Origin of the sequence: Variovorax sp. SPNA7 (genome assembly GCF_033807855.1) — a bacterium.
GTDB lineage: Bacteria > Pseudomonadota > Gammaproteobacteria > Burkholderiales > Burkholderiaceae_C > Variovorax > Variovorax beijingensis.
In genome coordinates this window covers 1,730,287-1,744,092 of the sequence record NZ_CP138513.1, presented here as the reverse complement: position 1 = coordinate 1,744,092, position 13,806 = coordinate 1,730,287, and the positions used below count along the sequence as shown (strand labels likewise).

Below are 13,806 nucleotides of genomic sequence, written 5' to 3'. Positions count from 1 at the left end.
GCAGCCGCACGCAATTTCGCATGAGCGCCTGCCAACCCTGCCTGACGGAAGGAACCATAAATGTCTGAATCTTTTGCCGACCTATTCGAAGAGTCCCTGAAGCGTTCCGAAATGCGCACCGGCGAGGTCATCACGGCCGAAGTCGTGCGCGTCGAACACAACCACGTGGTGGTCAACGCCGGCCTGAAGTCCGAAGCGTATGTGCCGATCGAGGAGTTCAAGAACGACAAGGGCGAACTCGAAGTCCAGGCCGGCGATTTCGTTTCCGTTGCCATCGGCAGCGTTGAAAACGGCTACGGCGACACCATCCTCTCGCGCGACACCGCCAAGCGCCTCGCTTCGTGGCTCGCCCTGGAGAAGGCCCTGGAATCGGGCGACTTCGTCACCGGCACCACCAGCGGCAAGGTCAAGGGCGGCCTCACGGTGCTCGTCAACGGCATCCGCGCGTTCCTGCCGGGCTCGCTGATCGACACGCGTCCGATCAAGGACCTGACCCCGTACGAGAACAAGACCCTCGAATTCAAGGTCATCAAGCTCGACCGCAAGCGCAACAACGTCGTGCTGTCGCGCCGTGCCGTGGTCGAAGCCAGCATGGGCGAAGAGCGCGCCAAGCTGATGGAAACCCTGAAGGAAGGCGCTGTTGTCCGCGGCGTGGTCAAGAACATCACCGAATACGGTGCGTTCGTGGACCTCGGCGGCATCGACGGCCTGCTGCACATCACCGACATGGCATGGCGCCGTGTTCGCCACCCGAGCGAAGTCGTTCAGGCCGGCCAGGAAATCACCGCCAAGATCCTCAAGTTCGACACCGAGAAGAACCGTGTCTCGCTGGGTCTGAAGCAAATGGGCGACGATCCGTGGATGGGCGTTTCGCGCCGCTACCCGCAATCGACCCGCCTGTTCGGCAAGGTCACGAACATTGCCGACTACGGCGCGTTCGTCGAACTCGAACCCGGCATCGAAGGCCTGGTGCACGTCTCCGAAATGGACTGGACCAACAAGAACATTGCCCCGAACAAGATCGTCTCGCTGGGCGACGAAGTCGAAGTCATGGTCCTGGAAATCGACGAAGACAAGCGCCGCATCAGCCTGGGCATGAAGCAGTGCAAGGCCAACCCGTGGCAAGAGTTCGCTCAAAACACGAAGCGTGGCGACCGCGTCAAGGGCCCGATCAAGTCGATCACCGACTTCGGCGTGTTCGTGGGCCTGGCTGCCGGCATCGACGGCCTGGTGCACCTCTCGGACCTCTCGTGGAACGAAGCCGGCGAAACCGCCGTTCGCAACTACAAGAAGGGCCAGGAAGTCGAAGCGATCGTGCTGGCCGTCGACGTGGACCGCGAGCGCATCAGCCTGGGCATCAAGCAGCTCGACAGCGACCCGTTCACCACCTTCACCACGGTGAACGACAAGGGCCAGATCGTGACCGGCAAGGTCAAGACCGTGGACGCCCGCGGCGCTGAAATCGACCTCGGCGAAGACATCATCGGCTACCTGCGTGCTTCGGAAATCTCGCGCGACCGCGTCGAAGATGCCCGCAACGTGCTGAAGGAAGGCGACGAAGTCACCGCCATCGTCGTGAACGTGGATCGCAAGACCCGCAACATCCAGCTGTCCATCAAGCAGAAGGACATGGTCGACGAACAAGGCGCCATGGCCAACCTGAGCCAGCAGTCGGCACGCGAAAACGCGGGCACGACGAGCCTGGGCGCCCTGCTGCGCGCCAAGCTCGACAACAACGACAGCAAGTAAGCTGTCTGCGAAGACAGAGCAGGCCCTGGGGCCGCTCTGTCTTTTTTTTCGTCCACGTTTTTGTTTGGCCTATGACCCGCTCTGACCTCGTCGAAGAACTCGCAGCGCGCTTCGCGCAGCTGACGCACCGCGATGCCGAATACGCCGTCAAGACCATCCTCGACGCGATGAGCGACGCGCTGGTGCGCGGGCACCGCATCGAGATCCGTGGCTTCGGCAGCTTCTCGGTCACCCGGCGTCCGCCGCGCATCGGCCGCAACCCGCGTTCGGGCGAGAGCGTTCAGATTCCCGAAAAGCGGGTGCCTCATTTCAAGCCGGGCAAGGCATTGCGCGAGGCCGTCGATGCCAAGACCGCCGAGCTCGACGCCAAGGGCCGCAAGGCCTGAGCGCATGGATGCAAACGTAGAATGCTCCCGGCAACGGGAACGGCTATGAAATACCTCCTGTGGCTGCTCAAGGCAGCCATTTTTTTTACGCTTTTTGCTTTCGCGCTGAACAACCAGCACGACGCGACCGTCTATTTCTTCTTCGGCACGCACTGGCGCGCGCCCCTGGTGCTCGTCGTGCTCGCGGCTTTCGCCGGCGGCCTCGTGGTGGGTGCGCTCGGCATGCTGCCCGGATGGTGGAAGCACCGTGCGGCGGCGGCCCAGGTCCCGGCCACGCGCGGCGACGAAGCCGCCGCGCCCGCGCCTTCCACGCCTGCTCCGGCAGCGGCGCCGTCGTCCATTTCTGCCACCGATCTACCCACCGTACGCCAACATGGACTTTGATCCCAGCTGGCTGCTGATCAGCCTGCCCGTTGCCTTCGTGCTGGGCTGGCTCGCCTCGCGCTTCGACATCCGGCAGCTCAAGCTCGAGAACCGGCAAGCCCCCAAGGCGTATTTCCGCGGCCTCAACTTTCTTCTCAACGAGCAGCAGGACCAGGCCATCGATGCCTTCATCGAGGCCGTGCAGAACGACCCCGACACGCAGGAGCTGCACTTCGCGCTCGGCAACCTGTTTCGCCGGCGCGGCGAATACCAGCGCGCGGTGCGCGTGCACGAGCATCTGCTGGGGCGCGGCGACCTGAGCCGCAGCGACCGCGAACGCGCCCAGCACGCGCTGGCGCAGGATTTCCTGCGCGCCGGGCTGCTCGATCGCGCCGAAGCCGCGCTGCAAAAACTCGAGGGCACGCGCTACGAGAACGAGGCGCGGCTTTCGCTGCTGGCCATCTACGAGCGTTCGCGCGAATGGGCCCAGGCCGCCGCGGTGGCGCAGAAGCTCGACGAGTCCGACCAGGCCAGCTACAGCACGCGCCGGGCCCACCACCTCTGCGAGCAGGCCTCCGAGCAGGTGGCGGCCGGCGACCTGGCCGCGGCCGGCCGGCTGCTCTCCGAGGCTGTCGCGCTGGCCCCGCAGGCGCCCCGCCCCGCCATCGATTCCGCCACGCTGCAACTGCGCAATGGCGACGGCGCCAAGGCCTTCGACACCCTCGTCGCGCTGAGCGACACCGCCCCCCTCGCCCTGCCGCTGTATGCCGCTGCGCTGCAGCAGGCCGCGGTGGCTGCCCACCGCGAGGGCGAAGCGCTCGCGCTGCTGCAAAGGCACTATGACGATTCGCCCTCGATCGACGGGCTCGAAGCGCTGATCGCGCTCGGCGGCTCGCCGACCAGTGCGATTCCGGCGGCCAACGGCCAGCCGCTCGCTCCGCGCGACGGCTACATCGCACACCTCGCCCAGCAGCCCTCGCTGGTGGCCGCCTCGCGCTGGCTTGCGGGCGAGCGCTTCGAGCACGAGCAGTTTCACCCGCAAGTGCAGCGCGCCCTCGACCAGGCCACCCGGCCGCTGATGCGCTACCGCTGCGCCGCATGCGGCTTCGAGGCGCACCAGCATTTCTGGCACTGCCCCGGATGCCAGGCCTGGGACAGCTATCCGCCGCGGCGCGTCGAAGAGCTCTGAGCCACATTCCGAACACGTTTCGGAACAATGGTGAACGCGGCCCCTGCGGCGCGCCGGGCCGTCAACGCGCCTTTCCCTGAATCGTTGAACGCGAGCCGGCGTCTTCTGCCGGCGAACTGTGATCTCAACAAATCAGGGAGTTTGAAAATCATGCTGAAGAAAATCCTGGCCGTGATGGCCATGCTGTTTGCGGCTGTCTCGTTCGCCGCGGTCGACGTCAACAAGGGCACGGCGGCCGATCTCGATGGCATCAAGGGCGTCGGTCCTGCAATGTCCAAGCGCATCCTCGACGCACGCAAGGAAGGCGAGTTCAAGGACTGGCCCGACTTCATGCAGCGCGTGAAGGGCGTGAAGGAAAAGAAGGCCGAGAAGCTGTCGGCCGAAGGGCTCACGGTCAACGGCAAGGCCTTCGGCGGCCACGCAGGCGAAGCAGCTGCGCTCAAGGCAGACAAGCCCACCAAGGCAGCCGCCGCCAAGCCGGCCAAGCCCTGATCGAAACGCTCGGGGCCAGCAGGCCGACGCCGCGCTCGCGGCATGCCCGCAACCCAGTGGAAAGCCGCCGCCATGGCGGCTTTTTTGCGTGCGCCGCAGCAGCAAGGCAGGCCGCTGCGCAGCGCGGCGTGGCAGGGAAATGCCTCAGAAGTGGCCCGGAATTTGCACGTATGCTCGCTTTCGTTTTCACTTTCATACGTTCCGGAGCGCTCATGAATCACAAGTTCGGCATTGCCCTCGCTGGCCTCACCCTCGGCGCCGCAGCCTTCGCGCAAACCAAGTGGGACCTGCCCACGGCCTACCCGGCCAGCAACTACCACACCGAAAACATCACGCAATTTGCCAGCGACGTGGAAAAGGCGTCCGCCGGTAAGCTCAAGATCACCGTCCATGCGAATGCCGCGCTGTTCAAGGCGCCCGAGATCAAGCGCGCGGTGCAAGGCGGGCAGGCCCAGTTGGGCGAGATCCTGCTGGTGAATTACCAGAACGAATGGCAGATGTTCGGCGCCGACGGCATCCCGTTCCTGGCCGACAGCTACGACGCCGCATGGAAGCTCTACCAGGCGCAGAAGCCAGCGCTTGAAAAGAAACTGGCCGAGCAGGGCCTGGCGCTGCTGTACACCGTGCCGTGGCCGCCGCAGGGCATCTACGTGAAGAAGCCGATCTCTTCCGCGGCCGACCTCAAGGGCGTGAAGTGGCGTGCCTACAGCCCGGCCACCGCGCGCGTCGCCGAACTCGTCGGCGCGCAGCCAGTCACGGTGCAGCAGACCGAACTCTCGCAGGCCATGGCCACGGGCGTGATCGAGTCCTACATGTCGTCGGGATCCACCGGCTACGACACCAAGACCTACGAATACATCAAGAACTTCTACGACACCCAGGCCTGGCTGCCCAAGAACGCGGTGCTCATGAACAAGAAGGCCTTCGACGCGCTCGACAAGCCCACGCAGGATGCGGTGCTCAAGGCCGCTGCCGAGGCGGAGAAGCGCGGCTGGGATCTGTCGAAGAAGAAGACGCTCGAGTACCTCGATCTGCTCAAGAAGAACGGCATGGCCATCCACGTGCCTTCGGACCAGCTCAAGGCCGACATGAAGAAGGTGGGCGACACCATGCTCAAGGAATGGCTTGAGAAGTCCGGCCCCGAGGGGCAGGCGGTGGTCGACGCGTACAAGAAGATGTGAGGCAGCGCTGCCTACCGATGCGCAAGACACTCGATTTCCTCTACAACAGCGCCGCCGCCCTGGCGGCGCTTTTCATGGTCGGCCTGCTGGTGATGGTGCTGCTGTCCATCGTCGGACGGCAGATTCACCTCAACGTGCCCGGCATCGACGCCTACGCCGGCTACCTGATGGCTGGCTGCGGCTTCCTCGCGCTGGCCCACACGCTCAAGCGCGCCGAACACATCCGCGTGACGCTGGTCATGCAGAGCCTCGGCCCGGCAGCGCGGCGCTGGCTCGAACGCTGGGCCGTGAGTGTTGCGGCCCTGCTGGCGCTGCTGTTCGCGACCTACAGCGTGCGCCTGGTGATGCAGTCGATCGAATACAACGACATCTCCACTGGCAACGACGCCACGCCGCTGTGGATTCCGCAGCTCGGCATGGCCATCGGCGCAGTGATCTTCGCGATCGCCGCGATCGACGAAGCCGTGATCGAGTGGAAGGGGCGCCCGCTGCGCACGAACCTGGAGGCGATGCGCCATGAATGACGTGGCAATGGCGGCGCTGCTGATCGTCACGCTGTTCCTGATCCTCGGCAGCGGCGTGTGGATCGGGCTCACGCTCTCGGGCGTGGCGTGGATCGGCATGCAGCTGTTCTCCTCGCGCCCCGCCGGCGATGCCATGGCCGTCACCATCTGGGGCTCGGCGTCGGGCTGGACGCTGACCGCGCTGCCGCTGTTCCTGTGGATGGGCGAGATCCTGTTCCGCACGCGGCTTTCGCAGGACATGTTCAAGGGCCTCGCGCCCTGGATGCAGAGCCTGCCGGGCCGCCTGCTGCACACCAACGTGGTCGGCTGCGCGGTGTTCGCCGCGGTCTCGGGTTCGAGCGCCGCCACCTGCGCGACCATCGGCAAGATGAGCCTGCCCGAACTCAAGCGGCGCGGCTACCCGGACGACATGGTGATCGGCACGCTGGCCGGAGCCGGCACGCTGGGCCTGCTGATTCCGCCTTCGATCATCATGATCGTCTACGGCGTCAGCGCCGATGTGTCGATCTCCAAGCTGTTCATCGCGGGCGTGGTGCCCGGACTGCTGCTGGGCCTGCTGTTCTCGGGCTACATCATGTTCTGGGCGCTGCGGCATCCGGACCAGGTGCCGCCGGCCGACCTCAGGATGTCCTTCGGCGCGAAGCTGCGCGCCTCGCTGTCGCTGATCCCGGTGGCACTGCTGATCCTCGCCGTGCTCGGCTCCATCTACACGGGTTTCGCCACGGCCACCGAAGCCGCCGCGGTGGGCGTGGTCGGCGCGCTGATCATTTCCGCGGCGCAAGGCTCGCTGAGCTGGACCAACTTCAGGGAGGCCCTGCTCGGCGCCACGCGGCTCTATTGCATGATGGCGCTGATCCTCGCCGGTGCCGCCTTCCTGACGTTGTCGATGGGCTACATCGGCCTGCCGCGGCACCTGGCGGAGTGGATCGCCTCGCTGGGCCTTTCGCAGTTCCAGCTGGTGGTCATGCTCGCGGCCTTCTTCATCGTGCTGGGCTGTTTCCTCGACGGCATTTCGGTCGTGGTGCTCACCATGGGCGTGGTGATGCCGACGGTCATCGCCGCCGGCATCGATCCCCTCTGGTTCGGCATCTTCGTGGTGCTGGTGGTCGAGATGGCACAGATCACGCCGCCGGTCGGCTTCAACCTGTTCGTGCTCCAGAGCATGACGGGACGGGACCTGCTGTACATCGCCCGGGTCACGCTGCCGATGTTCTTCCTGATGGTGGCGGCCGTGCTGATCATCTACTTCGTGCCGCAACTGGTCACCTGGCTGCCGCAGCAGATGGCGCCATAACCAGCAACGCCGGGCGCACCCCGACAATAGGCCCATGCTGCTTCCGATTGTTGCCATCTGCATGGGTGCCTCCGTGGGCGCGCTGGCGCGCTGGGGCCTGGCACTCTGGTTCGGTGCGGGCGGACTCATGCCCTGGGGCACGCTGGCCGCCAACCTGATCGGGGGCTACCTCATCGGCGTGGCCATTGCCTCGTTCCAGCTGCTGCCCGACCTCGATCCGGCCTGGCGGCTCGCGCTGGTCACGGGCTTTCTCGGCGGCCTGACCACCTTCTCGAGCTTCTCGGCCGAGGTCGTGACCATGCTTCTCGAAGGCCGGCTCGGCGTGGCACTGCTCACGGCAACGGCCCACCTCGGCGGATCGCTGTTCCTGACCTGGCTGGGCATTCGCAGCGTGCAGGCCCTGGCCGCCTGATCGATCGACCCATCGCCGGGCTGCAAGGCCGTCGATCTTCGCGGGTTTCCGGGGGAATTTTCCGGGGGACCGGTCGATAGAATCGACCGCAATGCCCCTGGTCTTTCTCGTCGCACTCCCCTTTGTTGCCAGCGTGCTGGCCGCGTTGATGCCGTCGAACGCGCGCAACCGGGAGTCGACGCTGGCGGGCCTGGTCGCACTGGGCTGCGCGCTGCAGACCGCATGGTTCTTTCCCCAGATCGCGCGCGGCAACGTGCTGCGCCAGGAGATCGCGTGGCTGCCCGAGCTCGGGCTCAACCTCGTGTTCCGCATGGACGGCTTCGCGTGGCTGTTCTGCATGCTGGTGCTCGGCATCGGCGCGCTGGTGGTGCTCTATGCGCGCTACTACATGTCGGCGTCCGATCCGGTGCCGCGCTTCTTCTCGTTCTTTCTCGCCTTCATGGGCGCGATGACGGGCGTGGTGCTCTCGGGCAACCTGATCCAGCTGGTGCTGTTCTGGGAACTCACCAGCCTGTTCTCCTTCCTGCTGATCGGCTACTGGCATCACCGCAGAGACGCGCGGCGCGGCGCGCGCATGGCGCTCACCGTCACCGGGGCCGGCGGGCTCTGCCTGCTGGCGGGCGTGGTGGTGCTGGGCCGCATCGCGGGCAGCTACGAACTCGACGTGGTGCTCGCCTCGGGCCACGAGATCCGCGCGCATGCGCTCTATCCGGCGGCCCTGGTGCTGATACTGCTGGGCGCCTTCACCAAGAGCGCGCAGTTCCCGTTCCACTTCTGGCTGCCGCGCGCCATGGCGGCGCCCACGCCGGTCTCGGCCTACCTGCATTCGGCCACCATGGTGAAGCTCGGCGTGTTCCTGATGGCGCGGCTGTGGCCGGTGCTGTCGGGCACCGAAGAATGGTTCTGGCTGGTGAGCGGCGCGGGCGCGATCACGCTGCTGCTCGGCGGCTTCATCGCGATGTTCCAGCGCGACCTGAAGGCGCTGCTCGCGTACTCGACCATCTCGCACCTCGGGCTCATCACGCTGCTGCTGGGCCTGAACAGTCCGCTCGCGGCGGTGGCGGCGGTGTTCCACATCATCAACCACGCGACCTTCAAGGCATCGCTCTTCATGGCGGCCGGCATCATCGACCACGAGAGCGGCACGCGCGACATCCGCAAGCTCAGCGGCCTGCTGCGGCTGATGCCGATCACCGGCACGCTGGCGATCATCGCGAGCGCATCGATGGCCGGCGTACCGCTGCTCAACGGCTTTCTCTCGAAGGAAATGTTCTTCGCCGAGACGGTGTTCATCCAGGCGACGCCGTGGATCAGCCTGAGCCTTCCGGTCATTGCCACCGTTGCAGGCGTCTTCAGCGTGGCCTATTCGGCGCGCTTCGTGTTCGACGTGTTCTTCGGTCCGCCCTGCGGGCCCGAGGTGCCGAGGCAGCCGCACGAGCCGCCGCACTGGATGCGCGTGCCGGTCGAGCTGCTGGTGCTGGTCTGCCTGGTGGTGGGCGTGGCGCCGGCCTGGTCGGTCGGCACGCTGCTGGCCGCTGCCGCCACGCCGGTGGTCGGCGGCGTGCTGCCCGCATACAGCCTGGCCGTGTGGCACGGCCTCAACCTGCCGCTGGCGATGAGCTTCTTGGCGCTGGCGGGCGGCATGGCGCTCTACCTGTCGCAGCGCCGCCGCCGCGCCGACGGCAAGCTCGAGCACACGCCGCTCCTGCACCGCTTCGACGGCCAGGCCATCTTCGAGCATCTGCTCGCGCGGCTCAGCGAGGCCGGCCGGCGCAGCCGCCGCCTGCTGGGCACGCGGCGCATGCAGTCGCAATTGCTGCTGCTGATTGCGGTGGCGGGCGCCGCGGCTTCGCTCTGGACGGCACCCGTCGCCCGCGGCGACCGCGAGCTGCTGCCCTTTTCGCCGATGTTCGCGATGACCTGGCTGATCGGCGGCGTCTGCGCGCTGGCGGCGGCATGGCAGGCCAAGTTCCATCGCCTGGCGGCGCTGATGCTGGCTTCGGGCGCCGGGCTGGTGTGCTGCGTGACCTACATCTGGTTCTCGGCACCCGACCTTGCATTGACGCAGCTCGTGGTCGAGGCCGTGACCACGGTGCTGATCCTGCTGGGCCTGCGCTGGCTGCCGATGCGCAGCAAGGACGCGGTCCAGCCGGCGCGCGCCAGGCTGCGCCCCTGGGGCCGGCGCGGACGCGACCTGCTGGTGGCGGCCGGCGTCGGCGGCGGCATGGCGGCGCTGGCGTGGCTGATGATGACGCGGCCGTTTCCGCAAAGCATCTCGCCCTTCTTTCTCGAGCATGCGCTCACCGAGGGCGGCGGCACCAACGTGGTCAACGTGATGCTGGTCGACTTCCGCGGCTTCGACACCTTCGGCGAGATCACCGTGCTGGGCGTGGTGGCGCTCACGGTCTATGCACTGCTGCGCCGCTTCCGGCCGGCCCGCGAATCGATGGCCCTGCCGGTGCAGCAGCGCGCGCAGGCCGACGATGGCAGCAGCGACCTGCTGAACCCGCGCCTCGCCAAGGACACGGCGGTGGGCTACCTGATGGTGCCGGCCGTGCTGGTGCGATTGCTGCTGCCGCTCGCGGTACTGGTGTCGGTCTATTTCTTCATGCGCGGGCACAACGCACCCGGTGGCGGCTTCGTCGCGGGGCTGGTGATGTCGGTGGCGCTGGTGCTGCAGTTCATCGTCTCGGGCACCGAGTGGGTGGAAGAGCACCTGCGCATCTATCCGCGCCGCTGGATCGCCGGCGGCCTGCTGCTCGCGCTGGCCACGGGCAGCGGCGCGGTGGCGTTCGGCTATCCGTTCCTGACCACCCACACCGCGCACCTGTACCTTCCCGTGCTGGGCGAGCTGCACGTGCCGAGCGCCCTGTTCTTCGACATCGGCGTGTTCGCGCTGGTGCTGGGCGCCACCATGCTGATCCTCACCGCGCTGGCCCACCAGTCGATACGCAGCCACCGCTGGGCCGACGAGCAGCGCGAGAAGGAAGCCGAGGCCGAAGCCGCGGCGGCCGCCAGCGCAAGTCCGGAAGGAGCGCGCTGATGGAGATCGTGCTCGCCCTGGCCATCGGCGTGCTCACCGGCTCCGGGGTGTACCTGCTGCTGCGTCCGCGCACCTTCCAGGTGATCATGGGCCTCACGCTCATCTCGTACGCGGTCAACCTGTTCATCTTCAGCATGGGGCGGCTCAAGCTCGACAGCGAACCGGTGCTGGTCAAGGGCATCACCGCCACGCTGGCCAACACCGCCGACCCGATGCCGCAGGCCCTGGTGCTGACGGCGATCGTGATCGGCTTTGCGATGACGGCGCTGTTCCTCGTGGTGCTGCTGGCCTCGCGCGGCCTCACCGGCACCGACCACGTGGACGGCGAAGAGCGGCAGGAGGCGGCGGAATGACGGGGCAACTGCTCCAGCTGCTCGACCGGCTGCTCGAGTTCAGCATGCCGCACCTCGTCGCGGTGCCGATCCTCGTGCCCCTGCTCACGGCCGCACTGATGCTGCTGCTGGGCGAAAGCCGGCGCCGCACCAAGTCGGCCCTGAGCGTGGTCTCGGGGCTGGTGGGCCTGCTGGCGGCGCTGGCGCTGCTGCGCTGGGTGAATGCGCCCGAGACCGGCGACGGTCCCGGCTCGGTCGGCGTGTACCTGCCGGGCAACTGGCAGGCACCCTTCGGCATCGTGCTGGTGGCGGACCGGCTGTCGACCATGATGGTGGCGCTCACGGGCGTGGTCGCCTTTGCGGCCTCGATCTATTCCACCTCGCGCTGGGACCGCGCGGGCGTGCATTTCCATCCGCTGCTGCAGCTGCAGCTCATGGGCCTGAACGGCGCCTTCCTCACGGGCGACCTGTTCAACCTGTTCGTCTTCTTCGAGGTCATGCTCGCAGCCTCCTACGGCCTGCTGCTGCATGGCTCGGGCCGGCTGCGGGTGCAGGCCGGGCTCCACTACATCGCCATCAACCTGGCCGCCTCGTCGCTCTTCCTGATCGGCGCGGCGCTGCTCTACGGCGCGACCGGCACGCTCAACATGGCCGACCTCGGCATGCGCATCGCGCAGCTCGCACCGGCCGACCGCGGTCTCGTGCATGCGGCCGCCGCCATCCTCGCGACCGCGTTCTTCGCCAAGGCCGGCGCCTGGCCGCTCAACTTCTGGCTGGTGCCGGCCTACAGCGCGGCGGTGTCGCCGGTGGGCGCCGTGTTCGCACTCCTGACCAAGCTCGGCATCTACACGCTGCTGCGGCTGTGGACGCTGCTCTTCGCGCCGGATGCCGGCAGCTCGGCCGCGTTCGGTCAGTCCGCGCTCATCGCGATCGGGCTGGCGACGCTGTTCGCGGGCGCCATCGGCATCGTGGGCACGCAGCGGCTCTCCAACCTCGCGGGCTTCAGCGTGCTGGTGTCGGCGGGCACGCTGCTCGCGGCCATCGGACTCGGGGAACCGGCCGTGTGGGCCGGCGCGCTCTACTACCTGCTGAGCTCGACGCTGGCCGTGAGCGCCTTCTTCCTGCTGACCGACATGATCGAACGCTGGCGCAACGCCGGCATGAGCGTTGCGCCGCACGAGAGGGCCGGCAATGCGCCCTTCCTCGCGGAAGACCTGCGCGTGCTCGACGACGTGAACCTCGACGACGAGGCGCAGGCGCTCTACGGCCGTGCGATTCCCGCCGGCGTGGCCTTCCTGGGGCTGAGCTTCATCGGCTGCACCCTGCTGCTCGCGGGCCTGCCGCCGCTGTCGGGCTTCGTGGGCAAGTTCGCGATGCTCTCGGGCGCCTTCTCCACCGGCGGCACCTCGGTGCCCGCATGGATCTTCCTGGCGCTGCTGGTGGTCTCGGGCCTGCTGGCGCTGATTGCGCTGAGCCGCACCGGCATGCGCCACTTCTGGACCCAGCCGCATCCCACCATGCCGGCCTTGCCCGCGCTCGAGGTGCTGCCGGTGGCCGGACTGCTCGCAGCCAGCGTGGCGCTCACAATCTGGGCCGGCCCCGTCATGCGCCACGCCATCACCACCGCCGAAGGGTTGCGCACGCCCACCGCCTACCGCAACGCCGTGATGGGCGCGCGGCAGGTGCCCAACCCCGCGGCCCCCGCGGAAGGCCCGGCACCATGAAGCGCTGGATTCCTTCGCCGCCGCTCTCGCTGGCGCTGTTTGCGGTGTGGCTGCTGCTCAACCAGTCGCTCGAAGCCGCCACGCTGCTGTCGGCCGCGCTGCTGGCCATTGCGGTTCCGCTGCTCACCAAGGGCTTGCGGCCCGCCACGGTGCGCATGCGCAAGCCCTGGGTCGCGCTGCGGCTCGCGGGCCGGGCCTCGGCCGACATGCTGGAATCGGCGCTCTTCGTGGCGCGGCGGCTGCTGACGCGCCGCACCTCGCACATCGCCTCGCGGTTCATCAACGTGCCGCTGGAGCTGCGCGACCCGAACGGGCTCGCGGTGCTGGCCATGATCATGTGCCTCACGCCCGGAACCGCCTGGGGCGAGATCGCGTTCGACAGCAGCACGCTGCTGATCCATGTGTTCGACGTCGACGACGAAGCCGCTTTCATCGCCATGATCAAGCAGCGCTACGAGCACCCCTTGATGGAGATCTTCGAATCATGACGCCTGTACTTTTCTGGGCCTTGAAACTCGCGCTGCTGCTGCTGGCGGTGGCCATGCTCTGCGCGCTGGCCCGGCTGCTGGTGGGCCCGAGCGCACAGGACCGCGTGATGGCGCTGGACTGCCTCTACATCAACGGCATGCTGATGATGCTGGTGCTGGGCATCGTCTATGCGAGCAACGTGTACTTCGAAGCCGCGATGCTGACGGCGCTGTTCGGCTTCGTCGGGTCGACGGCGATGGCCAAGTTCCTGTTGCGCGGGGAGGTCATCGAATGACGGATTTCATCGTGGGGCCGCTGCCGCTGTGGGCGGAAATCGTCACCGCCGTGTTCGCTGTGCTGGGCGCGGCCTTTGCCGCCATCGGCTCCTTCGGTCTCGTGCGGCTGCCCACCTTTTTCCGCCGCATCCATGCGCCGACGCTCGGCGCCACGGTGGGCGTGTGGTGCATGACGATTGCCACCATCGTCTATTTCTCGGTGCAGGGCTTCAGCCTCTTCCTGCACGCCGTGCTGATCGTCCTGTTCATTGCGCTCACGGCGCCCATCACCACCATCTTCCTGATGCGCGCCGCGCTCTTCCGTGAACGGCAAAAGGGCGGCGACGTGCCGCCGGCGGCCAAGTCGGGCTGAA

The 13,806-nt window shown here is 67.2% G+C and carries 15 protein-coding genes; all 15 read left to right on the top strand.

Features of this window, described 5'->3' with window-relative positions:
• Positions 1-60: 60 nt before the first annotated feature.
• The 15 genes from rpsA (at position 61) to mnhG (ending at position 13,805) form a co-directional block, all read left to right on the top strand.
• On the top strand, positions 61-1,749 hold the full coding sequence (gene rpsA, locus RZE77_RS08005; RefSeq protein ID WP_012746757.1) for a 30S ribosomal protein S1: 1,689 nt from the start codon (positions 61-63) through the stop codon (positions 1,747-1,749).
• A gap of 71 nt (positions 1,750-1,820) precedes the next feature.
• Entirely contained in the window at positions 1,821-2,135 is a 315-nt protein-coding gene (locus tag RZE77_RS08000) for an integration host factor subunit beta (RefSeq protein WP_012746756.1), read from the top strand.
• Positions 2,136-2,180: 45 nt separating this feature from the next.
• Positions 2,181-2,519 (top strand): LapA family protein, encoded by a 339-nt coding sequence (locus RZE77_RS07995; RefSeq protein WP_124956869.1) that lies wholly within the window; start codon positions 2,181-2,183, stop codon positions 2,517-2,519.
• Positions 2,509-3,687 carry a lipopolysaccharide assembly protein LapB gene (lapB, locus tag RZE77_RS07990; protein ID WP_319441395.1) on the top strand — a complete coding sequence of 393 codons (1,179 nt, stop codon included), beginning with the start codon at positions 2,509-2,511 and terminating at the stop codon, positions 3,685-3,687. The genes RZE77_RS07995 and lapB overlap by 11 nt, the downstream gene beginning before the upstream one ends.
• 150 nt (positions 3,688-3,837) lie before the next feature.
• Complete coding sequence (locus RZE77_RS07985; protein WP_319441394.1) at positions 3,838-4,179, top strand: ComEA family DNA-binding protein; 342 nt, start codon at positions 3,838-3,840, stop codon at positions 4,177-4,179.
• A gap of 212 nt (positions 4,180-4,391) precedes the next feature.
• On the top strand, positions 4,392-5,360 hold the full coding sequence (locus tag RZE77_RS07980) for a TRAP transporter substrate-binding protein (protein ID WP_319441393.1): 969 nt from the start codon (positions 4,392-4,394) through the stop codon (positions 5,358-5,360).
• A 17-nt stretch (positions 5,361-5,377) separates the two neighbouring features.
• Positions 5,378-5,884: a TRAP transporter small permease gene (locus RZE77_RS07975; protein ID WP_319441392.1), complete on the top strand. Its 507-nt coding sequence runs from the start codon at positions 5,378-5,380 to the stop codon at positions 5,882-5,884.
• Positions 5,877-7,178 (top strand): TRAP transporter large permease, encoded by a 1,302-nt coding sequence (locus tag RZE77_RS07970; RefSeq protein ID WP_319441391.1) that lies wholly within the window; start codon positions 5,877-5,879, stop codon positions 7,176-7,178. Before RZE77_RS07975 ends, RZE77_RS07970 begins: the two co-directional genes overlap by 8 nt.
• 34 nt (positions 7,179-7,212) lie before the next feature.
• Complete coding sequence (crcB, locus tag RZE77_RS07965) at positions 7,213-7,590, top strand: fluoride efflux transporter CrcB (RefSeq protein ID WP_319441390.1); 378 nt, start codon at positions 7,213-7,215, stop codon at positions 7,588-7,590.
• A gap of 91 nt (positions 7,591-7,681) precedes the next feature.
• Positions 7,682-10,633: a monovalent cation/H+ antiporter subunit A gene (locus tag RZE77_RS07960; RefSeq protein WP_319441389.1), complete on the top strand. Its 2,952-nt coding sequence runs from the start codon at positions 7,682-7,684 to the stop codon at positions 10,631-10,633.
• Positions 10,633-10,986, top strand: coding sequence for a Na+/H+ antiporter subunit C (locus tag RZE77_RS07955; RefSeq protein WP_307654613.1), 354 nt, complete (start codon positions 10,633-10,635; stop codon positions 10,984-10,986). The genes RZE77_RS07960 and RZE77_RS07955 overlap by 1 nt, the downstream gene beginning before the upstream one ends.
• On the top strand, positions 10,983-12,689 hold the full coding sequence (locus RZE77_RS07950; protein WP_319441388.1) for a monovalent cation/H+ antiporter subunit D: 1,707 nt from the start codon (positions 10,983-10,985) through the stop codon (positions 12,687-12,689). Before RZE77_RS07955 ends, RZE77_RS07950 begins: the two co-directional genes overlap by 4 nt.
• On the top strand, positions 12,686-13,177 hold the full coding sequence (locus RZE77_RS07945; RefSeq protein ID WP_319441387.1) for a Na+/H+ antiporter subunit E: 492 nt from the start codon (positions 12,686-12,688) through the stop codon (positions 13,175-13,177). Before RZE77_RS07950 ends, RZE77_RS07945 begins: the two co-directional genes overlap by 4 nt.
• Positions 13,174-13,452 carry a K+/H+ antiporter subunit F gene (locus tag RZE77_RS07940; protein ID WP_021006334.1) on the top strand — a complete coding sequence of 93 codons (279 nt, stop codon included), beginning with the start codon at positions 13,174-13,176 and terminating at the stop codon, positions 13,450-13,452. The genes RZE77_RS07945 and RZE77_RS07940 overlap by 4 nt, the downstream gene beginning before the upstream one ends.
• Positions 13,449-13,805 carry a monovalent cation/H(+) antiporter subunit G gene (gene mnhG / locus RZE77_RS07935; RefSeq protein WP_021006333.1) on the top strand — a complete coding sequence of 119 codons (357 nt, stop codon included), beginning with the start codon at positions 13,449-13,451 and terminating at the stop codon, positions 13,803-13,805. Before RZE77_RS07940 ends, mnhG begins: the two co-directional genes overlap by 4 nt.
• Position 13,806: the final 1 nt, after the last annotated feature.